18 protein-coding genes and 2 pseudogenes are annotated in these 23,938 nt (G+C 72.0%); 9 read left to right on the forward strand and 11 right to left on the reverse strand.

The annotated features are described in order from the left end of the window. Positions 1-43: 43 nt before the first annotated feature. Genes ID554_RS27295 through ID554_RS27305 form a run of 3 tightly spaced genes read right to left on the reverse strand, consistent with a single transcriptional unit; the run spans position 44 to position 3,349 of the window. Positions 44-2,434 (reverse strand): excinuclease ABC subunit UvrA, encoded by a 2,391-nt coding sequence (locus ID554_RS27295; RefSeq protein ID WP_117227874.1) that lies wholly within the window; start codon positions 2,432-2,434, stop codon positions 44-46. Positions 2,435-2,483: 49 nt separating this feature from the next. After that, entirely contained in the window at positions 2,484-2,894 is a 411-nt protein-coding gene (locus ID554_RS27300) for a VOC family protein (RefSeq protein WP_117227904.1), read from the reverse strand. Positions 2,895-2,899: 5 nt separating this feature from the next. Next, positions 2,900-3,349, reverse strand: a complete 450-nt coding sequence (locus ID554_RS27305; protein ID WP_117227873.1) for a helix-turn-helix transcriptional regulator — start codon at positions 3,347-3,349, stop codon at positions 2,900-2,902. 218 nt (positions 3,350-3,567) lie between these two features. On the opposite strand from ID554_RS27305, the gene ID554_RS27310 reads away from it, so the two are divergent. Next, positions 3,568-4,083: a VOC family protein gene (locus tag ID554_RS27310; RefSeq protein WP_223884284.1), complete on the forward strand. Its 516-nt coding sequence runs from the start codon at positions 3,568-3,570 to the stop codon at positions 4,081-4,083. 901 nt (positions 4,084-4,984) lie between these two features. Continuing rightward, positions 4,985-6,703, forward strand: coding sequence for an arginine--tRNA ligase (gene argS / locus ID554_RS27315; protein WP_117227870.1), 1,719 nt, complete (start codon positions 4,985-4,987; stop codon positions 6,701-6,703). Positions 6,704-6,871: 168 nt separating this feature from the next. Here the strand turns inward: argS and ID554_RS27320 are convergent, their stop codons facing one another. Continuing rightward, positions 6,872-7,639 carry a VOC family protein gene (locus tag ID554_RS27320; RefSeq protein ID WP_117227869.1) on the reverse strand — a complete coding sequence of 256 codons (768 nt, stop codon included), beginning with the start codon at positions 7,637-7,639 and terminating at the stop codon, positions 6,872-6,874. 291 nt (positions 7,640-7,930) lie between these two features. On the opposite strand from ID554_RS27320, the gene ID554_RS27325 reads away from it, so the two are divergent. After that, entirely contained in the window at positions 7,931-9,382 is a 1,452-nt protein-coding gene (locus tag ID554_RS27325; protein WP_117227868.1) for a glycoside hydrolase family 43 protein, read from the forward strand. Positions 9,383-9,572: 190 nt separating this feature from the next. Here the strand turns inward: ID554_RS27325 and ID554_RS27330 are convergent, their stop codons facing one another. From ID554_RS27330 to ID554_RS27340, 3 genes are all read right to left on the reverse strand, one after another. Next, on the reverse strand, positions 9,573-10,286 hold the full coding sequence (locus ID554_RS27330) for an MIP/aquaporin family protein (RefSeq protein WP_117227867.1): 714 nt from the start codon (positions 10,284-10,286) through the stop codon (positions 9,573-9,575). Between the two features lie 138 nt (positions 10,287-10,424). Next, positions 10,425-12,029, reverse strand: a complete 1,605-nt coding sequence (locus ID554_RS27335; RefSeq protein WP_117227866.1) for a xylulokinase — start codon at positions 12,027-12,029, stop codon at positions 10,425-10,427. A 5-nt stretch (positions 12,030-12,034) separates the two neighbouring features. Then, positions 12,035-14,296: an aminotransferase class III-fold pyridoxal phosphate-dependent enzyme gene (locus tag ID554_RS27340; protein WP_117227903.1), complete on the reverse strand. Its 2,262-nt coding sequence runs from the start codon at positions 14,294-14,296 to the stop codon at positions 12,035-12,037. Between the two features lie 121 nt (positions 14,297-14,417). On the opposite strand from ID554_RS27340, the gene ID554_RS27345 reads away from it, so the two are divergent. Continuing rightward, positions 14,418-15,614 carry a PucR family transcriptional regulator gene (locus ID554_RS27345; RefSeq protein WP_223884285.1) on the forward strand — a complete coding sequence of 399 codons (1,197 nt, stop codon included), beginning with the start codon at positions 14,418-14,420 and terminating at the stop codon, positions 15,612-15,614. 9 nt (positions 15,615-15,623) lie between these two features. Here ID554_RS27345 and ID554_RS27350 read toward each other — a convergent pair. Then, positions 15,624-15,851: pseudogene (locus tag ID554_RS27350) on the reverse strand (DUF4440 domain-containing protein); the annotation flags it as partial. Between the two features lie 48 nt (positions 15,852-15,899). Between ID554_RS27350 and ID554_RS27355 the strand changes: the two are divergent. Then, positions 15,900-16,787, forward strand: coding sequence for a LysR family transcriptional regulator (locus tag ID554_RS27355; protein ID WP_117227864.1), 888 nt, complete (start codon positions 15,900-15,902; stop codon positions 16,785-16,787). A gap of 243 nt (positions 16,788-17,030) precedes the next feature. After that, a complete protein-coding gene (gene abc-f / locus ID554_RS27360; protein WP_117227863.1) occupies positions 17,031-18,668 on the forward strand; it encodes a ribosomal protection-like ABC-F family protein in 1,638 nt (545 codons plus the stop codon). A gap of 15 nt (positions 18,669-18,683) precedes the next feature. Here abc-f and ID554_RS27365 read toward each other — a convergent pair. Next, positions 18,684-19,672: pseudogene (locus ID554_RS27365) on the reverse strand (beta-1,3-glucanase family protein); the annotation flags it as partial. A gap of 144 nt (positions 19,673-19,816) precedes the next feature. Between ID554_RS27365 and ID554_RS27370 the strand changes: the two are divergent. Continuing rightward, on the forward strand, positions 19,817-20,101 hold the full coding sequence (locus ID554_RS27370) for a hypothetical protein (protein WP_117227862.1): 285 nt from the start codon (positions 19,817-19,819) through the stop codon (positions 20,099-20,101). Positions 20,102-20,334: 233 nt separating this feature from the next. Here ID554_RS27370 and ID554_RS27375 read toward each other — a convergent pair whose 3' ends face one another. Then, a complete protein-coding gene (locus ID554_RS27375; protein WP_223884286.1) occupies positions 20,335-21,045 on the reverse strand; it encodes a response regulator in 711 nt (236 codons plus the stop codon). Further along, positions 21,042-22,178 carry a sensor histidine kinase gene (locus tag ID554_RS27380; protein WP_117227861.1) on the reverse strand — a complete coding sequence of 379 codons (1,137 nt, stop codon included), beginning with the start codon at positions 22,176-22,178 and terminating at the stop codon, positions 21,042-21,044. The genes ID554_RS27375 and ID554_RS27380 overlap by 4 nt, the downstream gene beginning before the upstream one ends. A gap of 191 nt (positions 22,179-22,369) precedes the next feature. Here ID554_RS27380 and ID554_RS27385 point away from each other — a divergent pair, with 191 nt between their 5' ends. Together ID554_RS27385 and ID554_RS27390 are read left to right on the forward strand one after the other, a co-directional pair. Further along, complete coding sequence (locus tag ID554_RS27385) at positions 22,370-23,107, forward strand: neutral zinc metallopeptidase (RefSeq protein ID WP_117227860.1); 738 nt, start codon at positions 22,370-22,372, stop codon at positions 23,105-23,107. A gap of 110 nt (positions 23,108-23,217) precedes the next feature. Further along, positions 23,218-23,865, forward strand: coding sequence for an HAD family hydrolase (locus tag ID554_RS27390; protein WP_117227900.1), 648 nt, complete (start codon positions 23,218-23,220; stop codon positions 23,863-23,865). The last annotated feature ends 73 nt before the right edge of the window (positions 23,866-23,938 follow it).

A 23,938-nucleotide genomic window follows, 5' to 3' on the forward strand; every position in this document is an offset into this window, starting at 1 on the left:
ACCTACCCGACCTCCGGTGCGGGCCGGCGCTGAGCCTGGCCGGTCAGCGGCCGACGTAGGCCGCCAGGTGCTCTCCGGTGAGTGTGGAGCGGGCGGCGACCAGGTCGGCCGGGGTGCCCTCGAAGACGATCCGGCCGCCGTCGTGGCCGGCGCCCGGACCGAGGTCGATGATCCAGTCGGCGTGCGCCATGACCGCCTGGTGGTGCTCCACCACGATGACCGACCTACCGGCGTCCACGAGCCGGTCGAGCAGGCCGAGCAGGTGCGTCACGTCGGCGAGGTGCAGGCCGGTGGTCGGCTCGTCGAGGACCCAGACGCCGCCCTTGTCGCCCATGTGGGTGGCGAGCTTGAGCCGCTGCCGCTCGCCACCGGAGAGCGTGGTGAGCGGCTGGCCGAGGCTGAGGTAGCCGAGACCGACGTCCATCAGCCGCCCGAGGATGGTGTGCGCGGCCGGCGCACGCGCCGCACCGGCGCCGAAGAACTCCCGGGCCTCGCTCACCGGCATCGCGAGCACCTCGCTGATGTCACGACCGCCCAGGTGGTACTCCAGCACCGAGGCGTCGAACCGCCGGCCCTCGCACTCCTCGCAGGTGGTGGCCACCCCGGCCATGATCCCCAGGTCGGTGTAGAGCACTCCCGCACCGTTGCAGGCGGGGCAGGCGCCCTCGGAGTTCGGGCTGAACAGGGCCGGCTTCACCCCGTTCGCCTTGGCGAACGCCTTGCGAATCGGTTCGAGCAGGCCGGTGTAGGTGGCCGGGTTGCTGCGGCGCGATCCCCGGATCGGGGTCTGGTCCACCGACACCACGTCCGCCCCGGGCGGGATCGACCCGTGTACCAGCGAACTCTTGCCGGAGCCAGCGACCCCGGTCACCGCGACCAGCACGCCGAGCGGGATGTCGACGTCGACGCCCCGCAGGTTGTGCGTGGTCGCGCCCCGGATCTCCAGTGTGCCGGTGGGCTTGCGGACCGACTTCTTCAGGGCGACCCGGTCGTCCAGGTGACGCCCGGTGACGGTGCCGCTGGCCCGCAGCCCGTCGACGGTGCCCTGGAAGCAGACGGTGCCACCGGCGGCGCCCGCGCCGGGACCGAGGTCGACGACGTGGTCGGCGATCGCGATGGTGTCCGGCTCGTGCTCCACCACGAGCACCGTGTTGCCCTTGTCCCGTAGTCGCAGGAGCAGGTCGTTCATCCGGGCGATGTCGTGCGGGTGCAGCCCGGTGGTGGGCTCGTCGAAGACGTACGTGGCGTCGGTGAGCGAGGAACCCAGGTGACGGATCATCTTGGTGCGCTGCGCCTCGCCGCCGGAGAGCGTGCCCGCCGGCCGGTCGAGAGAGAGATAGCCCAGCCCGATCTCCACGAACGAGTCCAGGGTGTGTCCCAGCGCGGCCAGCAGCGGGGCCACCGACGGCTCGGCCAGGCCGTGCACCCACTTCGCCAGGTCGCTGATCTGCATCGCGCAGGCGTCCGCGATGGTGACACCGTTGATCTTCGAGGATCGGGCGGCCTCGCTGAGCCGGGTGCCGCCGCAGTCCGGGCAGGTGGTGAACGTGACCGCCCGTTCCACGAAGGCCCGGATGTGCGGCTGGAGCGACTCCTTGTCCTTGGCCAGGAACGACCGCTGCACCTTGGGGATCAACCCCTCGTAGGTGAGGTTGACCCCCTCAACCTTCACCTTGGTCGGCTCCCGGTAGAGGAAGTCCTGCATCTCCTTCTTGGTGAACTTCCGGATCGGCTTGTGCGGGTCGAGGAAGCCCGACTCGGCGTACGTCCGCACCGTCCACCAGCTGTCCGACTTCCAGCCGGGGATGGTGAAGGCCCCCTCGGCGATCGACTTGGAGTCGTCGTAGAGCTGGCTCAGGTCGATGTCGGAGACCGAACCCCGACCCTCGCAGCGCGGACACATGCCACCGGTACGGGTGAACGTCTGCCGCGTCGACTTGCCGGCCCCACGCTCCACGGTGATCGTGCCACTGGCCTTGACCGAGGCGACGTTGAAGGAGAACGCGTTGGGCGAGCCGATGTGCGGCTTCCCGAGCCGGCTGAACAGGATGCGCAGCATGGCGTTGGCGTCGGTGGCGGTGCCGACCGTGGACCGGGGGTCGGCGCCCATCCGCTGCTGGTCGATGATGATCGCGGTGGTCAGCCCGTCGAGGACGTCCACCTCGGGCCGCGCCAGCGTCGGCATGAAGCCCTGCACGAAGGTGCTGTAGGTCTCGTTGATCAGCCGCCGTGACTCGGCCGCGATGGTGTCGAACACCAGCGAGCTCTTGCCCGACCCGGAGACCCCGGTGAACACCGTCAGCCTGCGTTTGGGGATCTCGATGCTGACGTCCGCGAGGTTGTTCTCGCGTGCGCCGTGCACGCGGATCAGGTCGTGGCTGTCGGCGACGTGCGCCGCGCCCGCCTGCGAGCGGCTCTTCAGGACCGTGCTCATCGTGTCTCCCTCTGTCTTACCCGCATCCCGCACCCGGCCGGACAGCGGTTCAGGCGACCTGCTGGATGCGGATCAGGTTGCCGGCAGGGTCGCGGACCGCGCAGTCGCGTACCCCGTACGGCTGGTCGGTCGGCTCCTGGACGATGTCGGTGTCGCCGGCCTGCAACTGCTCGAAGGTGGCGTCGACGTCCCGGGTCGCCAGCACGATGCCGGCGTACGTGCCCTTCGCCATCATCTCGGCGATGGTGCGGCGCTCGTCCTCGGTGACGCCCGGGTCGGCGTGCGGCGGGTGCAGGACGATGGAGGTGCCGGGCTGGTCGGGTGGACCGACCGTGATCCAGCGCATCCCGCCGTACCCGACGTCGTTGCGGACCTCGAAGCCGAGCGTGTCCCGATAGAAGCGCAACGCGGCGTCCGGGTCGGTCTGCGGGAGGAAGCTCGCATGAATGGTGATGTCCATGCCGGTCACGTTAGTTGCGGCTGCCTGACCTGTGCTTCTCGATTCCTGATCGGTCTGGTGACCTGCTTCGACAGGCAGGCCGGGAGGCCCGCCGTCGCCTCGGTCGCCTCGCGTCGGTAGACACTCGGCGGCATACCGACCAGCTCGGTGAAGCGGCTGCTGAACGTGCCCAACGAGGCGCAGCCGACCGCGAAGCAGACATCGGTGACGCTCAGGTCGCCGCGCCGCAGCAACGCCATGGCGCGCTCGATGCGCCGGGTCATCAGATAGCCGTACGGTGACTCGCCGTAGGCGAGCCGGAACTGCCGACTGAGGTGCCCGGCGGACATGTTCACCCCACGGGCGAGCGCCTCGACGTCGAGTGGCTGGGCGTACTCGCGGTCGATCCGGTCCCGGACGCGGCGCAGTCGCGCGAGATCGCGCAGGTGGGCCGCTTCGGCGGGGCTGCTGGTCACCCGCCGAATGGTGTCACGTCGCGGCGGAGATGCCCAGGACCACCGGACCTCACATGAGCAGCGGGCCCCGGTCGACTCGTCGACCGGGGCCCGCTCGCCCGGTGCGGAAGGTGGGAGCCGGGCCGTGCTCCATCAGCCTGCGGACGACCGTCGTCGCACCCTCATGATTGGATCACCATCGTGGCCGGTGTCCCCGGCCGGGAAGGACGATGACGGCTGTGGGTTCCTCCGAGGGGCGGGTGCCGCCGGTGCGGCAGTTGCGGTTGGTGGTCGAGGCCGACGACTACGAGGCGGCGGTGCGCTTCTACCGCGACGTGCTGGGCCTGCCCGAGCAGGCGGCGTACTCCGGCGGCGACGGCGCCGAGGTGGTGATCCTGGACGCCGGCCGGGCCACGCTGGAGATCGCCAACCCGGCACAGAAGCGGATGATCGACGACGTCGAGGTGGGCCGACAGGTCGCGCCGCGCATCCGGGTCGCGTTCGAGGTCGACGACGCCCAGGCCACCACGGAACGGCTGGTCGCCGAGGGCGCCTCCGAGGTGGCCCCGCCGACGACCACGCCGTGGCAGTCGGCGTACGGGTGGTCGACCTGGACGTCGAACTGTCCGAGGCGCAGCGGTTCGCCAACCCGACCGTGGTGGCGCATCCGGACGGCGGGGTCGTGGTGCTGGCCGGTGTCGACCGTGCCGTCTTCGTCGCCGGGCCGGACGCCGCACCGGTGCCGCTGCGGGTGACCGGTCTCGACCGGATCGCCACCGTCCGTCCGCTGCCCCTGATGCACGGCGGATCGGCCGTCTCCGACAGCCCGGTCTGGCACCTCGTGCTCTCGCACGGCAACCTGATGGGCGATCTGCGGTACGCGGCACCCCTGCGCGTCGACCTCCCGGCGGGCGCGGTGCACTGGGAGGCCGAGCCGTGGCAGCTCGCCCCCGACGACTTCCCGGTCGACCTCGCGGGCATCCCGGAGCACGACCCGCACGTGTCGCTGACCGCGACGCTGCTCCGTGCGGGTGTGCGGTACGTGTGCTCGGAGGGCTCACGGATCCGGAACAACGTGGGCTCCGGGGCCGACTACTTCAGCTGCGTGACGCTGGACGCCGACGGCGCGGTGGCCGAGTGGACATACCAGGACTCCGGGTGGAAGCAGGTCAGCGGCAAGTGGGCGATCCGGGGCCGGTTCACCGGCTGCGGTGGGTACGCGCTGCTGGCGCCGGTCTTCCGTCGCCTGTGGAACGGACGTACCCGGGTGTTGCGGCTGGCCGACGGGGAGCTGCTGACGCCACGGCTGCCGCGCGGCCTGACCAGCGCCGAGATCCTCGACCACCATCTCGACCGTGGCTGGTGGCTACGCCTGGACGACGAGGTCGTGGCGGTCCCGGACATCCTCGGTTGACGGATCGCGCGTGGGTGGTCGGCGCGGAGGTGACCGTCGCCGCGTACACTGGCCGGCATCTGGCCGCGGATCGCGGCCCTCGCGCGAGGCGGTGATGGACATGGTGCTGGTCACCGTCCGCCGCTCGCGCCTGCGACGACGATAGTCGTCCGCTTCTTCGCGCGTTCCTCTCGTCGTGCCCGCCCTGCGCGTGCGGCCGACGTGTCTCGTGACGATCCTGCCCATCCCCACCGGGAGTCCCCGTGACCGTGCCCTCGCTGGCCTCGTCGTTGTCCGCCGCCGTCACCACCGCTGCCGCCGCGCTGCCGGGATTCGTCCCGCTGGTCCGCCGATCGGGGCGCGCCGACTTCCAGGCCGATGGGGCGCTGGCGGCGGCGCGGACGCTGAGGCGCAACCCCCGGGACGTGGCGGCGGAGATCGTCGCGGCCCTGCCGGCCGGAGGTCTGGTGGCCGCCGCCGAGGTCGCCGGGCCGGGATTCGTCAACCTCGGCCTGACCGACACGGCGTTGCTGGCCCAGGTCGCCGGCCGACTCGCCGATCCCCGGCTCGGCGTCGGCACTCCCGAGGCGGGCGTCACCACCGTGGTCGACTACTCGCAGCCGAACATCGCCAAGGAGATGCACGTCGGCCACCTACGCTCCACGATCATCGGTGACGCGCTCGTGCGGATCCTGGAGCACCTGGGCGGGACGGTGGTGCGGCGCAACCACGTCGGCGACTGGGGCATGCAGTTCGGGATGCTCATCCAGTACCGGGTCGAGCATCCCGCACCGGTCACCGAGGCGGCCACGATGCGCGGGCTGGCCCTGCTCTACCGCCAGGCGCGGGCGGCGTTCGACGCCGACCCGGCGTTCGCCGAGCGCTCCCGGCGGCGGGTGGTGGCCCTGCAGGGCGGCGATCCGGAGACGACGGCCGCCTGGCGGCGGATCGTGGCCGAGTCGACCCGCTACTTCACCGAGGTCTACGACCTGCTCGGCGTGCGGTTGACCGGCGCCGACGCGGTGGGGGAGAGCGCCTACAACGCCGCGCTGCCCGGGGTCGCCGCCGACCTCGCCGACCAGGCGGTGGCGGTGACCAGCGACGGCGCGCTCTGCGTCTTCTTCGACGACGTGCGCGGGCCGGACGGCGAACCGACGCCGCTGATCGTGCGCAAGCGCGACGGCGGGTTCGGGTACGCCGCCACCGACCTCGCCGCGCTGCGGCAGCGGGTCACCGATCTGCACGCCGACCGGCTGCTGTACGTGGTCGACGCCCGGCAGTCGCTGCACTTCCGGATGGTGTTCGACACCGCGCGCCGGGCCGGGTGGCTGCCACCGACCGTGCCCGCCGCGCACGTCGCGTTCGGCACCGTCCTCGGCGCCGACGGGCGGCCGTTCAAGACCCGGGCCGGTGACACCGTCCGCCTGGTCGACCTGCTCACCGAGGCGGTGGACCGGGCCCGCGAGGTGGTCGCCGCCAAGAACCCCGGCCTGACCGGCGCGGCGCGTGACGAGCGGGCCCGGCAGGTCGGCATCGGCGCGGTCAAGTACGCGGACCTGGCCACCAGCCGGACCCGCGACTACACCTACGACCCGCACCGGATGCTGGCGCTGACCGGCAACACCGGGGTCTACCTCCAGTACGCGCACGCCCGGGTGCGGTCCATCCTGGCCCGGGCCGACGGCGCCGACGAGACCGTCGACCCGGGCATCGTGCTGGCTCCGGCGGACCGGGCGCTGATCCTCGACCTCGACGGTTTCGCCGACGTGCTGGACGAGGTCGTGGCCGGGTACGAGCCGCACCGGCTCTGCGGTCACCTGCACCGGCTGGCGCAGAGCTTCACCACGTTCTACGAGCGGTGTCCGGTGCTGCGGGCCGAGCCGCCGTACCGGGGCACCCGGTTGGCGCTGTGCCGGCTCACCGGCGACACCCTGCGTACCGGACTGGGGCTGCTCGGCATCGACGCCCCCGAGCGGCTCTAGCGTCTCGTGCGGCGCAAGCGTCGTCGGGGCAGGGCTTCGGTGTAAGGAGGGGTCCCCTGCTAACGCCTGGTGTATAGCAGGGGACCCCTCCTAACTCGGAAGTAGACCCACTTCCTCCCGATTAGGGCCGCTTCGCGTAGCGGAGCGACAAGGACTAACACCCAGGGCTCAGCGCGGCTCGGACAGCCAGGGGTCGAGGCTGTCCGGTGCCGCGACGGCCTGCCGGACCCGGTCCTGTTCCGCCGGGGTCAGACGGAGGGACCGCAGCCGCTCGCCCCACTCGGTTACCCGCTCCGGCTCGTCCAGCGCGTCCGACAGCTCGATCAGGCAGGCCAGCGCCACCGCCTGCGCCACCGGTGGCGCGGCCTCGCCGTGCCGGCGCATTCCCGAGTTGAGCGCCCGGAGCGCCGCCCGGTCGTCGCGCTTGAAGTCGCGCAGGATCCGCGCGTTGTCCAGCACCCGGGCCAGTCCGGTCAGCTCCTTCGCACCGCCGTAGTCGAGGTCCGCCGGCTCGTCGCGTCGGATGAAAATGACCGTGTTGCCGGACGGGTCGACGATGCTGAACCGCGACGCGCCGGGCCGGTAGCGGGTGATCCGGGGCAGCCCTCGGGAGAGCACCTTGCCGTAGGTGCGACGCATCGCCTCGCTGAACGTCGCGTGGTAGGGCGCGACCGAGTCGACCAACACCAGACAACTGCCGGTGTTCTCGGCCGCCGGGTCGAGGCCGCGCGGTGCCGGGCCGTAGTGCAGCTCGAAGCCGCTCCACCGGAAGGCCAGATAGACGTACGGCTTGCGCTGCTCGTAGGTCACGGTGAAGCCGAGTGCCCGCCAGAAGGCGAGCATCTCCTCCGCCGAGGTGCAGGGCAGCAGGGGCACGGTGGTCTCGTTCGGGCGGACGCGGTCGTCGGGTTGCTCCTGCGGGTTCGGCTGCGACATGCCGGCAGTGTGCCAAGACCTTCCGGGCCGGTTCGAGATCCCCGGTCGTGTGGCGGACCGACGCGGTCTGATCTCGCGTGGACCGTCGGACGTGGGAGCGCCCGTCGTGGCGTACGTTCACACCATCGCGAGGGACCGAGCCGATCGAGGGATCGACACCCGTCTTGACAGCCGGCGAAGGGGCGTCGAGACTTCGAAACAAGCCCGAAACAGTGATTCTCGCCGATCGGTTTCGAGGGCTTGTTAACGCTAACAGTGGTTCTGATCCGGTGCGTCCGAGGAGAGTCGCCGATGCCGAGAGTCCTGGCCCGGGTGAGCGCCCTGCTCACCGCCTTCCTGCTGATGGTGTCCGCCGCGCCCGCGCCGCGCGCCGACGCCGCCGCACTCGACCCGTTCACCGGATACCTGATGGCGCACTTCATCGGGGAGTCGGCGAACGGCGAACAGATCTACCTCGCCCACAGCCGCGACGGGCTGACCTGGCGCGACCTGAACAACGGCGCGCCCGTCCTGCTCTCCACCATCGGCACGAGGGGCGTACGGGATCCCGCCCTGGTCCGCTCGCCGGCCGGTGACCGCTACTGGATCGTCGCCACCGACCTGCGTATCGCCAGCGGCACCTCGTGGAACGATGCGGCCAACCGGGGTAGCACCAACCTGGTGGTGTGGGAGTCACGCGACCTGGTGAACTGGTCCGCCCCGTGGCTGATCAACGTCGCCGGAGCGATTCCCGGCGCCGGCAACGCCTGGGCGCCCGAGGCGATCTACAACCAGGCCACCGGCGACTACGTCGTCTACTGGGCCACCAACTCCGCGCGCAACGGCGTCACCAAGCACCGCATCTGGTACGTGCGGACCACCGACTTCCGCAGCTTCACCGCACCCCAGCTCTACATCGAACGCCCCGGCACCCAGGGGCTGATCGACACGCAGATCGTCGAGGTGCCGAACAGTGTCGGCGGCTACCGCTACTACCGGGCCTCCGCCGACGGGCACATCACCATCGAGGCCAGCAACTCGATCCTCGGATCGTGGACCACCCTCGGGAACCTGTCGCACCTCGGCATCTCCAACGGCACCGGCGGCGGCAACGTGGTGGAGGGGCCGATGTGGGCCCAGTTCAACGGTCGCAACGAGTGGGCGCTCTGGCTGGACCAGTACGCCACCGGGCGCGGGTACCTGCCGATCACCTCGACGAACCTGGGCAGTGTCACCAACTTCCGGACCCGCACCGACCACGCCATGGGCGGCACCCGCAAGCGGCACGGCTCGATCCTCAACCTGACCGCGGCCGAGGAGAGCCGGGTGCTCGCCCGCTGGGGCGCCACCACGCCGGTCAACCGGATCCAGGCGTACACCCACCAGGACCGGTACGTGCGGCACGTCAACTACGACGTCCGCATCGACCCGAACGTCAACCCGGCCCAGGACGCCCAGTTCCGGGTGGTGCCTGGACTGGCGACGGCGTCCGGACACGTCTCCTTCGAGTCCGTCAACCATCCCGGGTACTACCTGCGGCACTACGACTTCGACTTCGTGCTGGCGGCCAACGACGGCAGCGCGGTCTTCGCCGCCGACGCCACCTTCCGGCAGGTCGCCGGGCTGGGCAACGCAGCCTGGAGTTCGTTCCAGTCCTACAACTACCCCGACCGGTACATCCGGCACTACGACTACCAGCTACGGCTCGACCCGGTCGGCGACACCCAGGCGCGCAACGACGCCACCTTCCGGGTCACCTCATAGCCGCGCACCCCGGTCCCACCCACGATCAGGGGCGTCGTGGGTGGGATCGGGGTGGATGTGTCGCGGGAGGCCGGCGGGCTCGTACGGCTGCCCCGGGATCGTGGACGGGACAGCGGGGAGGACTGGCGGTGCTGCTACGTCGACTGCGTGCCGGTCCGCGCGCCGATGAGCGCTGACCGTTCAGGCGGGGTCAGCGCCCCGCCGGTCGGGGCGTACCGACCCGGGTGACGCCGGAGCCGTGCTCGACCAGCGGCGCGACCAGCGCGGCCAGGACCCCGCCGAGCAGCGGGAAGACGATGAACACCCAGAGCTGACGGAGAGCGAGCCCACCTTCGAAGATCGCCGGCCCGAAGGCCCGCGCCGGATTCACGGCCGCCCCGGTCAGCGCGAGACCGACCAGCACCGTCGCGCCGAGCGTCAACCCGATCGCCAGGCCGGCGAAGCCGGACAGGTCGGTGCTGCGCTTGCTCACCACCAGCACGACCAGGACCAACAGGAACGTCAGGAGGGTCTCCAGCAGCATCGCGCCACCGGCGTTGATGTGGGTGCCGTAGCCGGTGGTGCCCAGCACACCGGTCTGGTCGGTCACGCCGCCCCACCGCACCAGCACCCAGAGCAGGAACGCGGCCACGGTGGCTCCGGCGAACTGCGCGACCCAGTACGCCACCGCCCCGATCAGTGAGATGTTGCCGGTGAGCAGCACGGCGAGGGTCACCGCAGGGTTCACGTGACTACCGGAGAGCTGACCGATCGTGTAGACCAGCGCGAGCACGACGAACCCGAACGCCAGCGAGACCACCACCACACCGCCCTCGGTGCGGGCGGCGACGGCGCTGCCCACACCGATGAACACCAGCAGGAGTGTGCCGATGAACTCGGCCACGTACCGCCTGAGGTCGACCATGGCGCCAGTCTCGCCGAGTCCGCCCGACGCCGTCGGACATACCGCAAAGCTGCGACCGAGAGCCCGGATCGTGGCACTGTGGCTGGCGCGGGCACGGCGTGTCGGACAGCTAGAGTGCCACGATCCTGCGAAGCGAGGTCAGTGCAGCCGGTCCGGGCGGTTCAGGCGCCGGTAGACCGGTGCCAGCCGTTTGTGCAGGTCCCGGTAGGCGGCGAAGATCTCGTCGTAGGTGGCCCGAAGCGCCGGGTCCGGGGCGAAGACCCGGTCGGTCCGCATCAGGTCGGGTATGTCGGCGAAGGTGAGCTGGCCGGTGCCGACCGCGCCGATCCAGCCCGCGCCCCGGGCGTTGACCGCCAGCGGCTGGGCGTCGCGCCGGATCTCCACGTCGAGCACGTCGGCGAAGATCTGGCACCAGGAGTCCGACAAGGCGCCGCCGCCGGTGATCGCCATCGAGGTGACCCGGGCACCGAGGAACCGGTCCACCGCCCCGGCCAGCCAGCGGGTGTTGAAGGCGACTCCCTCGAAGACCGCCCGCAGCAGGTCGGAGCGGTTGGTGTCGAGCGAGATGTTGAGGAAGGCGGCGCGCAGGTTCGGGTCGTCGACGGGGGCGCGTTCGCCGTACAGCCAGGGGGTGTAGAGCACGCCGTTGGCGCCCGGCGGCACGGTCGGGATGATCGCGTCGAACGCGTCGAAGATGCTGCCCTCGTCCCGGCTGACGTGCCCGGCGGCGAGCAGCGGGTCGTCGTACTCCACGACCTTGTCCCGGAGCCAGGTCAGGTTGGCCCCGGCGGTGGCCTGGAGGGCGGTCATCAGGTAGCGGTCGCCGATGGCGCAGGGCACCGACGCGATGCCCGCCGCCACGTCGGTCTTCTTGCCCGGCACGTGCGCCGCGATCCACGACGAGGTGCCCAGGTACAGGTGGGGTTCGTTGTCGCCGGTGGTGCCCGCGCCGATCGCCGCCGCGGTGTTGTCGATCGCGCCGGCCACCACCTCGACCGACTGCGGCAAGCCGAGGTGCGCGGCGGCGGCCGGGGTCAGTGTGCCGATCACGTCGGTGCAGGCCACGATCGGGGGCAGCTTGTCGGCGTCGATGCCGCAGTCGGCGACCAGGGCGGGGGAGTAGCGGATGTCGCCGGGCCGCCGGTTGTCGGTGACCCAGGAGGTCAGGATCGAGTCGACGGTGGCCACCGTCCGTCCGGTCAGCTTCAGGTTGATCCAGTCGAGGACGTTGAGGAACGACGTGGTCCGCGCGTACACCTGCGGCATCTCGTCGCGGACCAGCAGCATGTGCGCGGCCGGGTCCTTGCCGGTGGGCGAGGGCATCCCGCCGGTGAGCCGCAGCCACCGCGCGATGCGGCGCACCGACATCCCCTGGTACGCCGGGAAGCCGCCGAACTGTCGACGCAGGTGGGGTGCGCCGCGCATGTCGAGCCAACTGATGCACGGGGTCAGCGGCTCCCCGGCGGCGTCCACCGCGATGGTCCCCTCGCCCTGCGTGGACGCGCACACCGCGCGGACCGCCCGCATCTGCTCCGGATGCGCCCGGCCCAACTCGGCGGCGACCTCCCCGAGCGCCGTCCACCACGCCACCGGGTCCTGCTCGGCGCCGCCGCCGGGCAGCACCCGCAGCGGCACCGGCCGCTCGGCCCAGCCGGTCACCGTGCCGTCGGCGGCGACCAGGGCCGCCTTCATCCCCGACGTGCCGAGGTCGATCGCCAGTATCTGCGGTGCGCTGGCCGCCACCCGCCTCAGACTCCCTCGACCTGCGCGAAGACCCGGTCGAACCGGGCGAGCGCGTCGTCGATCACCTCGTCGGTGTCGGCCATCGAGGTGTACATCCGGGAGCCGGCCAGCGTGATGATGCCGTGCGCGGTGTACGCGGCGCCCATCTGCTCCATCAGTCGCTTGCGGGCCTTGTTCTCGCGCAGCAGCTTCACCGGGTTGCGCATGTCCAGCAGCATCACGCCGCTGCACTCCAGGTGCACGATCGACCCCTGGTTGTACGCGACGTACGGCAGGCCGTACGTGTCGATCAGCCGTTGCAGGCCCCGGGCGAGCCGGTCACCGGCGCGCCCGGCGATCACCGGCGCGTTGGTGCGGGCCATCTCCTCGATGGCGAAGTACCCGGCCGCGCAGGACAGCGGGTTGGCCGACAGTGTCCCGCCGACCTGGATGTGCGCGCCGCTCTTGCCGTCCAGCCCGGAGCCGAAGACCGCCATCACGTCGGAGCGCCCGCCGACCCCGCCGGCCATCGGGTACCCGCCGGAGACCGCCTTGCCCAGCACGGTCAGGTCCGGGGTGACGCCGAAGTAGCCGGCCGCGCCGCCCAACCCGAGGCGGAAGCCGGTGACCACCTCGTCGAAGACGAGCAGCGCGCCGAACTCGTCGCACAGCTTGCGGACCCCGGCGTTGAAGTCGCGGGGCGCCGGCCGGGTGCCGGACTCCGGGCCGACCGGTTCCACCACCACCGCCGCCGTGCCGCCGCGTAGCCGGTTCTCCACCAGCTTGCGCTTGAGCTGCCCGAGGTCGTGCGGGAACGCCTCCCGGGTCCGGCTGGTCGCCCCGAACGGGATGCCCTTGGCGTTCATCCGGTACGTGCCGGGCACCCGCAGCCCGTACACCATCGTGTCGGACCAGCCGTGGTACGCGCCGCCGACCTTGATCACCATCTTCTTGCCGGTGAACGCGCGGGCGCCCCGAACGGCCGCCATCACCGCCTCCGTGCCGGACCCGAGGGAGCGGTACATCTCCACGTGCGGCATGAACCGGTGGATGATCTCGGCGAGCTTGAGTTCGTACTCGTGGAACAGGCCGGTGACCGGCCCGGAGGCCCGCACCACCTCGGCCACCCGCTCGTTGACCGGGCCGTAGTTGCTGCCCAGGATCGTCGGCCCGCCGGCCTGGAGGAAGTCGATGTAGGTGTTGCCGTCCCGGTCGACCAGGTACGCCCCGTCGGCCTTGGAGATCGCCAGCGGGAACGGGTAGTTGAAGGCCAGATTGTGCTGCACCCCGCCCGGGATGCGCCGCTTGGCGCGGTCGGTGATCTCCTTGCTGGCCCGGCACTTGGTCTCGAAGTAGTTCAGCACGTCGCGCATCGCGTCGTGGCGCAGCCCGCGCAGCGGCTGGGCGGTCAGCGCCTTGAGCCGGCGCATCACGTCGTCGACGTCGGGATACTCGCTGATGGCGTACCCGAGCCGGGCGGACTCCGCCCCCGGCGCCGCGCCCTCGTCGACGGTCTCGACGTCGGCGGCGGTCCCTGGGGTGGCGGCGGTCGCGTCGGCGCTGGGCAGGTCCTCGTCGGCGGGTACCCGCAGCGGCTCGACCGCCTCGGTGATCTGCGCGGCGATCCGCTTCTCGTCGGCGCGCAGCTTGCCGAAGGCGATCTCGCGGATCGCGGTCGGGATGGTGTAGACCCTGCCCGCCTCGCTGGTCAGCGCCAGCAGGTACGCGATGGAGACCTTTTCCAGCAATGCCATGTTGAACACCGCCCGGTCCGGGTCGGTGCCCACGGCCACCACCCCGTGGTTGGCGATGATGAAGGCGTTGTCGCCGCTGGCCACCTTCTTCTGCACGTTACGGGCCAGGAACCCGGTACCGGACGGGGCGTAGTCGATGATCGCCACCTCCCGGCCGAGGAAGCGCACCTGCTCGTCGGTGAGCGCCGGGATCGGCTTGCGCAGGAAGGCCAGCGCCGACGCGTACGGCTGGTGGGTGTGCACGATCGCGTTGACGTCCGGGCGTTCCCGATAGATGTTGGCGTGCATTCCGCACTCGATCGACGGCTTGAGGTCGGCACCGGAGCCGTCGGGCACGTGCTTGCCGTCGAAGTCGACCAGGCAGATGTCCTCGACCCGCATCCGGTCGTAGTCGTAGTTGCTCGGGGTCACCGCGTACAGCCGGTGGCCGGGCACCCGTACCGAGACGTTGCCCTCGGTGGCCTTGAGGTAGCCCCGGGCGAGCATCGTCCGGCACATGTCGACCACGTGCTGGCGGGAGAGTCGGTGCTGCACGGTGCGCTCCTCGGTCGGCTCGTCGGCGGGCTCCATCCTCGCCGGGCGGACGGATCGAAACACCGTCCCGTGGGCAGCGAGAATCGGCGGCTCATTTATCCCGGCGTGACAGAATCGGCCGGTGAGCGCCCCCGTCTCCGCCACCCCCTGGCAGCGTCTCCCCGCCGACCTGGCCGCGGCCATGCGTCCGCACCTGCCGTCGACGGTGGCCGCCGTGGCGGGCGCGGTCACCGAGGCCACGCCCGCCTTCGCCGGCATCGCCGACGACACCAAGTTCGTCCGCGACGTGCACACCGCCGTCCAGGTCGCCCTCGACCGGTTCCTCGAACTGGTCGGCACCGACGAGCCCGCGTTGCCGCCCCGGATCCGGGAGGTCTTCGTCGCCCTCGGTGCCGCCGAGGCCCGCGAGGACCGGGGACCGGAGGCCCTGCTCGCCGCCCTGCGGATGGCCGCCCGCCTGCTGCTGCGTACCGCCTCGCGGTCGCTGGCCCGGCTCCGCCCGGTCGACACCGAGGAACTCATCGACCTCTCCGACGCGGTCAGCGCGTACGTCGCCGAACTGGCCGCGGCGAGCACCGACGGGTACGCCCTCCAGGTGCGCGAGCAGGCCGGTGAGGGTGACCGCCGCCGGCAGCTCGCCGACCTGCTGCTGCGCGGCGACGGGATGCCCGGCGCGGTGGTGGCGGCCGCCGCCCGGATCGGCTGGCCGGACCTGGACACCGTGGTGCCGGTGCTCCTGCCGCCCGACCAGGCCCGCGACGCCCGGTTCCGCTACGGCGTCGACGGCCTGGTCATCGAGCGCGGCCGGGACGCGGTGCTGCTGCTGCGGGCCGGTCCCCGGGCGGCCCGCGCCCCGCTGGCCGAGGCGCTGGCCGGTCGGCGGGCCGTGGTCGGCCCCGAGCTGGACTGGCCCCAGGTGCCGGCCGCCGTACGCCTCGCCGAACTGGCCGCCGGGCTGGTCGGCCCCGACCCCGGCCCGGTCTTCGCCGACGACCACCTGATCCCGCTGACCCTGCGCGGCGAACCGGGCGCCCTGGCGGTGCTCACCGCCCGCCGGCTGGCGCCGCTGGCTCACCTGCGCCCGGCCCAGCGGGACAACCTGCTGGTCACCCTGCACTCCTGGCTGCGGCACTGGGGCTCGCGCGCCGAGGTCGCAGCCGAACTTTTCGTCCACCCGCAGACGGTCAGCTACCGGCTCAAGCGCCTGCGCGAGCTCTACGGCGCCGACCTGGACGACCCGGCGACCCGCTTCGAGCTGCTGGTGGTGCTCACCAGCCACCTCAACGCCCCACCGCCCCGCGTCGGCCGACCGGACTGAACGGCGTGGTCACTCGGCCGTCGGCGTGACGAACTCCGGTTGGTCGAGTACGCGCAGCCAGGAACCGTCGGGCTGCCGTCGGACCACCTGGGCGCGGGCACCCGCGCCGTCCCTCGGCGGGGTGGAGGTGAGGGCGAGATCGCCGGACCGGAGAGTCGGCAGCGGCTCCTCCGGCTCGAAGCGGGGCCGGTTCGCCAGCACCTTCTCCCACAGGGCCTGGATGGCGGCGCGCCCGACGTCCAGCAATCCAACAGATAGTTCTTCTGGTATCTAGAATTCCCGGTCATGGAGTTGAGGCAGTTGGAGTACTTCGTCGCGGTCGCCGAGGAGGCCAACTTCACCCGTGCCGCCGAACGGGTGCGGATCAGCCAGTCGGGCGTCAGCGCGCAGATCCGGGGGCTCGAACGCGAACTCGGCGCGACCCTGTTCGACAGGTCCACCCGGACCGCGACCCTCACCGACGCCGGCCGGGCCGCACTCGCCCACGCGCGGGCGGCCCTCGCCTGCGCCGACGCGGTGCGGCAGGCCGTCGACGACGTGACCGGACTCGTCCGGGGCAGCCTCACCGTCGGCATGGTCACCGGCTGCACCGTCACGCCGTTCTTCGAGGCGTTGGCCGCGTTCCACCGGGCGCATCCCGCAGTGGAGATCACCCTGGTCGAGGAGACCTCGGTCCGGCTCCTCGACGCCGTCCGCTCCGGCGCCGTCGATCTCGCCCTCGTCGGCACCGCCGACGCCACCGCGCCCGGCCTGAACACCGTCACCGTCGTCAGCGAGCGTCTCGTCGCCCTGGTGCCACCGGAGCATCCGCTCGCGAACCGGACGGCGGTGGCGCTCGCCGACCTGGCCGCGTACCGGCTCGTCTGCATGCCGGAAGGCACCGGCATCCGGACCGTCCTCGACCGCGCCTGCCTCCGCCACGGCGTCCGGCCGACCATCGCCGTCCAGGCCAGCGCCGCGGACGCCATCGCCGACCTGGCCGCCCGTGGGCTGGGCGTCGCGGTCCTCAGCGAGTCGATGACCGGGCACTACGAGAGTCGCCTGACCGCCCTGCGGATCGACGACGTCGACGAACCGGCCCGACTGGCCCTGGCCTGGTCCGCGACGCCGGGTCCCGCCCTCGACCGGTTGGTCGCACACTGTCGCGACGCCCTGCCGGGCTCCCGCCGCTGACGGACGGCGTCTGCGGAATTGACGTGCGCGGCGACGCACCGGAGTTGTTAGGCTGGCGGCGCGCGGGTCAGCCGCGCGATCTGGCACGAGGAGCGCGACATGCTGTCGGGGGACGACGACATCTCGGGGTGAGCGGCCCCGCCGCCGACCGGCCACTGCCGGGGCGGCCTGTCATGTCACCGCCCTGTCTGTCCGACCGGGGCGCCGGTCGCGTCCCGGCCTTCCTCCCGAGGTCTCACTGCCATGTCCGACGTCTGCGTCGTCTGCACCAACCTCTCCTTCTCCTGGCCCGACGACACCCCCGTGTTCCGGGACCTGTCGTTCACCGTGCCGCCCGGCCGCACCGGCCTGGTCGCGCCGAACGGTGCCGGCAAGTCGACCCTGCTGCGCCTGATCGCGAGGGAACTGGCCCCCGCCGGGGGCGGGGTGACGGTCGAGGGGGTGCTCGGCTACCTGCCGCAGGACCTGCCGCTCGCCGGTGAGCTGACCGTCGCCGAGGTGCTGGGCGTCGCCCCGGCGATCGCGGCGCTGCGGGCGATCGAGGCCGGCGACGCCAGCGAGGAGAACTTCACCGTCGTCGGCGACGACTGGGACGTCGAGGAACGCAGCCGCGTCGAACTCGCCCGGCTCGGTCTGGACGAGGTGGCGCTCGACCGGCCGCTGCACACGCTCAGCGGCGGGCAGGTCGTCTCCCTCGGCCTGGCCGCCCAACTGTTGCGCCGCCCCGACGTGCTGCTGCTCGACGAACCCACCAACAACCTCGACGTCAACGCCCGGCACCGGCTCTACTCGGTGCTGGAGAACTGGTCCGGCTGCCTGCTGCTGGTCAGCCATGACCGGATGCTGCTGGACCGGATGGACCGCATCGCCGAACTCGACGGCGGACAGCTCCGGTTGTTCGGGGGGAACTTCACCGCCTATCAGGAGGCCGCCCGGGCCGCCCGGGAGTTGGCCGAGCGCACCGTGCGCAGCGCCGAGTTGGAGGTCAAGCGGGAGAAGCGGGAGATGCAGCAGGCCCGGGAACGGGCCGAGCGCCGGGCCGGGAATGCCGCCCGCAACCTCGGCAACGCCGGTCTGGCCCGGATCGTCGCCGGTGGACTCAAGCGCAGCGCGCAGGAGTCGGCCGGACGGGCCCAGCAGGCGCACGCCAGCCGGGTCAGCGATGCGCAGGGACGCCTGGACGAGGCCAGCCGGGCCCTGCGCGACGACCAGGCGCTGACGCTGGATCTGCCGGAGACCGACGTGCCCGCCGGCCGGACGCTCGTCGAGGGACAGCGGATGCAGGTACGGCACGACGGCCGTCCACTCTTCCCCGGCGACGGTCTGGAGCTGACCATCCGTGGCCCGGAACGTCTCGCGCTCACCGGCCCCAACGGCGTCGGCAAGTCGACGCTGCTGCGCCTGTTGACCGGGGAGATCGCGTCCGACGGCGGGCAGGTGCGTCGGGCCGACGGCCGGGTGGCGTACCTGTCGCAGCGGCTGGACCTGCTCGACCTCGACCGGACGGTGGCGGAGAACCTCGCCGCGTACGCCCCGGAGCGCCCGCAGTCGCAACGGTTGAACCTGCTGGCCCGCTTCCTGTTCCGGGGCACCCGGGCCCAGTTGCCGGTGGGCGTGCTCTCCGGAGGTGAACGGCTGCGGGCCACCCTCGCCTGCGTTCTCTACGCCCAACCCGCCCCGCACCTGCTGCTGCTCGACGAGCCCACCAACAACCTGGACCTGGTCAGCGTGGGCCAGTTGGAGAACGCGCTGAACGCCTATCGGGGCGCGTTCGTGGTGGTCAGCCACGACGAGCGCTTCCTGCACGACATCGGCGTGCAGCGGTGGCTGTGTCTCGACGGTGACGGCCTGCGCGAGGTCCCGGCCCCGGACGCGGACTGAGTGAAGGTGGGTGGATCAGAACGGGCGGAGAACCAGGCCGGCGGCGCGCGGGTCGCCGTCGTGGACGAGCGACTCGAAGGCGCCGACGTCGTCGAAGGCGAAGGCGTACGCCTTGCCCATGTTGGCGTGGATGATCCGGGCGTACTGGTTGGTCGGGTTGTTGCGGTAGAACTCGGCGGCGTTGGTGCTGGGTTGGGTGTGGATGGTGCCGAGGGTGCCCCGGTTCAGCGCGGCGCACAGCGTCCGGGAGATCGGGCCGACCACATGGTCGTTGGGGGCGGGCAGGTCGCCGTCGCAGCCCCACACGCTCGCCGACGAGGGGCGGTTGAACGAGGCGACGACCTGTCCGGCGCTGTGGGCGAAGGCCATCACCCGGCCCGACGTACGTCCGAAGTAGCGGACGGCTGGCCGGTCGCCGAAGGGCACCACGGTCAGCGTGCGGCTGGTGTACGCGTTCCACGCCGAGGCGATGTAGGAGTCCAGGTAGGTGCTGCTGAACAGACCCGCCCCGGCGGCCTTGCCCGGCGCCAAGACCCGCAGCACGGTGCCGTCGGCGCGGGTGTGGACGGTGTTCGCCCAGCCGGACTGGGACCGGATGCCGTTGATGATCGCGTTGCGGCCGTTGGCGACGATGTCGCCGGTCCGCTTGGTGACGCCGTTGGCGCCGGTCACGGTGACCGCGTGCGGCACCGCGAACATGTCCACCTGGGAGCTGTTGAGCCACAGCCCGCGTCGTTGTAGGTGAACTCGCTCCAGTCGAACAGGATGTTGCGGTTGGCGTCGCCGACGGCCCACGGGGCGGGCTGCACCAGGCCGGTCGGGGTGAGGAAGAACTTCAGCTTCTCGCCGAAGGAGAAGTAGACGCGACCGGAGAAGCCGCGCGGGAAGCGGATGGTCGCGTTGGCGCCGTAGGTCGGTCCGGGGATCGACGCGTCGGGCGCGGGCGACGGCGGGATCTGCCCGCCGGACCAGGGGATGAACGTGCCGCCCTGGTTGACGTACCCGTCGGCGGTGGCCTGGCGGCAGGAGGTGGGGGATCTCGACGACATCACCGGACTGCTGGCGGCCTACCCGGCGCGGTGGTCCGCGCGGCCGGCGAGGACAACGGCCGGACCTACCGCTTCACCGCAATCGGGGAGTGAGCAGTCATGACATTCGGATCGCACATCGCCGAGTTCGCCGACCGTCCGGTGGTCGAGGTGCCGCTGGACGGGCCGCTGCCGACCGTGACCGGCCCGGTCTCGTGGAGCGTCAGCCATCCTGACTTCGACGACCACAGCGAAGACGCGCTCTCCGAGGCGTTCGCCGCCACCTTCGAGCGGTTCGTCGCGCAGGCCGGTCCCACGGTGGAGTCGCTGGTCATCGAAGGGGAGCACCGGAAGAGCAGCGAACGACGACATGTGCCTTGTGACCACACTCAACCTCCGACCTGACCGCGTTGGCGGCGCGACCGTAACAGGCAGCTCCGACAGCCCCGGGGAAGATCGTGCTGATCGAGTAGACCGTGCTCGCGGCGCTGGCCGTCGGTGTCGCGGTGGCGGCTGTCCCGGCCGGACAGTGAGCTTGCGACGCGCTCGATCAGGCCGCCACCGTCCCCGCCCGGTCCGCACGTGAGGTGGCCGGCGCAGGCGACGCCGGTCCCGCCGATCCGGCGCGGATGAGAGCGCTACCGGCCGCGTACCCGGTGCGTCTCGTACGCCCAGATGGCGATCTCGACCCGGTTCCGCGCGCCGAGCTTGGCCATCAGGCTCGCCACGTGCGTCTTCACCGTGCTGAGACTGACGTGGAACTCGCCCGCGATCTCGCTGTTCGTCCGGCCCCGGGCCACCGCTGTGAGGATCTGCTCCTCCCGGTCGGTGAGCGGCTCGACGGGCTGCCGGGGTGGCGCGGCGGGTCCGGCGTCGGCGAAGGCGTGCAACAGGCGGGTGGTGACGCTGGGCGCGATGAGCGCGTCACCGTCGGCCGCGGCGCGTACCGCCTGGGTCAGCAGCACCGAACCGGCGTCCTTGAGCAGGAAGCCCCGGGCTCCGGCGCGCAGCGCGGCGTAGACGTACTCGTCGAGGTCGAAGGTGGTGATGACGACGACGGCGAGCGGCTCGGCGACCCGAGGCCCGGCGAGCCGCCGGGTCGCCTCGATACCGTCCACACCGGGCATCCGGATGTCGAACAGGCACACGTCGGGACGCAGCCGTCGGGCCAACTCGACCGCGTGGTGACCGTCGGCGGCCTCACCGACGACCTCGATGCCCGGCTGGGCGTTGAGGATCATCGTGAGTCCGCTCCGGACGATCTCCTGGTCGTCGGCGACGACCACCCGGACCGGCCGGTGGCCGTCGTCGACGGACAGGTCCGGCCGCCCGGTCGTCGGTCGGGTCACGCGGCGACCCCGGCCCTGGGCAGGACGGCGTCGACGATCCACCCCTGCTCGGGACCCGGCCCGGCGGCACAGCTGCCGCCGAGCAGCGCCGCGCGTTCGGCCATCCCGGCGAGCCCGTACCCGGAACCGAGGACCGGCCCGGCCGGGCTCTCGCCGTCGTCGCTGACGCGCAGCCGGACCAGGGCGTCGTCCACCTCGACTCGTACCCGGATGCGGGTCGCGTGCCGTGCGTGCCGACGCGCGTTGGTGACCGACTCCTGGACGAGTCGGTAGACCGCGCGGTCCACGGACGGGGCGAGCGTGCCCGCGTCACCGACGATCTGCACCTCCACGGCCGGGCCCTCCGGCGTGCCGGCCACGAAGCGGGTCAGGTCCGCGATGCGTGGCGTGGGTGCCAGCGCGGCGGGTTCGTCCGTCCGCAGCACCCGCACGATGCCGCGCATCTCGGCCAGCGCCCGCGACGCCTCGGCCTCGATGAGCTGCAACGCCTCGATCGCCGTCTGCGGGTGGGTGGCGGCCACGGCGAGACCGGCCTGGGCGCGGATCGCGATCGCCGACACGTGGTGCGCGACGGTGTCGTGCAGGTCGCGGGCGAGTCGTTCGCGTTCGAGCAGCGCGAGCTGGTCCAGCTCGCGCTGCCGGGCCCGGGCCCGGTACCGCACGCTGGTGCCCAGCGTGGCGACCGCGAACAGCACGACGAAGGCGGCGACCGTGTCCGCGAGACCGGCCTGACCGGCGCCGGCCCACAGGCCCAGCTTGCCGAGCACGATCGCGCCGCCGACCACGGCCGCCCGCCCGGAGCCCCACCGGAACAGCGCGTACACCAGCAGCAGGACGAACGCCAGGACGACCTGCCGGAGGGCGTCCCGGTCGGTCAGCAGCGGGACCAGCCCGCAGGTGCCGAAGGCGAGCGCGACCATCGACAGTGGCCGCGTCCGGCGCCACAACACCGTGGCCGTCAGCGCCACCGCCACGGCCACCGACAGCGGTCGCCAGGCCAGATCCGGCCGGACGAGACTCTCGACGAGCGCGGCCGGCGCGAGCACCGCGAGCAGCAGCCAGTCCCGCCACACGCGACGCGGTGCGCCGGACGGGGCGGGCTCCTCCCAGATCGAGCGCAGCAGACCCGACACGCCTCCATCGTAGGAACGGGACGGCCGCTTCGGATCGGCCCAAAGTACGAGCGACCGCGCCGAGGTGTCCGGGGTGGACGATGCGGCGGCGCCGGTGAACCGGACCGGCCGGTACGGCGTACCAGACGGTGACGGGCGTGACGGTCCTACCGTCGGGGTACTGGGTCCGGCGTCGAGGCGGGAGGCACAGGGTGCGGGTAGGTGGGGCGCAGCATCGCCGGGGGAGGCTCGCCGGCCTGGCGGTGGCGCTGGTGGCGGCGGCCGCGTGCATGGTGGAGCCGGTGGGGGAGCCGACCGGGCCGACCGAACCACGGGACCCGGCCTCGCCGAGCGCCGAGGTGACCCGGGCCGACGGCACCGACACCGTGGAGGAGTTCGAGCAGGACATGGCCGACGCCACGCGGCTGGCCGAACGGTACTGGGCCGATTACTTCCGCGCCTCCGGCCGGTCGTTCCAGCCGATCCGCCGGATCATCCCGTACGAGCGGGACGGCGAGATCTCCTGCGGCGGGCAGGAGGTGCCCCGCAACAACGCGGTCTACTGCACGGTCAGCGACTACATCGCCTACGACGTCAACTGGTCGTTCCGGGCGTTCCGGCAGATCGGCGACGCGTTCGTGTTCTACCTGCTCGGTCACGAGTACGCACACGGCATCCAGACCCGGCTGGGCATCCGCTACGACTTCACCATCCAGCAGGAGTTGCAGGCCGACTGCATGGCCGGGGCCTACCTCGGCGACTCGGTGCGGGCCGGCACCCTGACCCTCGACGAGGGCGACCTCGACGAGTTCAACGAGGGTCTGCTGGCCGTCGGTGACGACCCCGGTCAGCCGTGGTTCGCCGAGGGCTCGCACGGCACCCCGGAGCAGCGTTCCGTGATGTTCTTCCGTGGTTACGAACGTTCCCTGGCCGCCTGCGACCTCGGTTGACGAAGGTCACCGCGCCGGACGGCGCGCGCCGGGTGGCGGCGGCGGGCTGGAAGGATCGACCGGGTACCCGACCCGAGGAGGATCCGGTGAGCAGCGCCCGACCGGCCGCAGTGCTCTTCGACATGGACGGCACGCTCGTCGACAGCGAGCGGCTGTGGGACATCGCCCTGCAGGAGCTCGCGGAGAGCTACGGCGGCACCCTCTCCGTCGCCGCCCGCCGCGCGATCGTCGGCACCGGGATGGCCGACTCGATGCGGATCTTGCACGACGACCTGGGCCAGCCGCACCGGGATCCGCAGGTGAGCGCCGAGTGGATCAACGCCCGCATCCTGGAGCTGTTCCGCACCGGCCTGCAGTGGCGTCCCGGCGCGTTGGCGCTGCTCGGCGCCGTCCGGCAGGCCCGGATCCCGACCGCGCTGGTCACCTCCAGCGGCCGGGCCCTGGTCGAGATCGCGCTGGACACCCTCGGCCGGGACAGCTTCGACGTGGTGGTGTGCGGTGACGAGGTGGACTCCACCAAGCCGCATCCGGAGCCCTACCTGACGGCGGCGCGGCTGCTCGGCGTACCGATCGACGAATGTGTGGCGATCGAGGACTCGGCGACCGGGGTGGCCAGCGCGGTCGCCGCCGGCGCGGCGGTGCTGGCCGTACCGGCGGAGGTGCCGCTCACCCCCCGCGACGGCGTACACCAACTGGAGAGTCTGCTCGCCGCGGACCTGGACCTGCTCGCCGCGCTGCTGGTCCGGTTGCGGGCCTGAGCACCGTCGCCGCCCTGCGGAACCGACCGGGCCCCGGCGCCACATCGATGTGGCGCCGGGGCCCGGTCGTACG

Source organism: Micromonospora craniellae, from assembly GCF_014764405.1.
GTDB lineage: Bacteria > Actinomycetota > Actinomycetes > Mycobacteriales > Micromonosporaceae > Micromonospora > Micromonospora craniellae.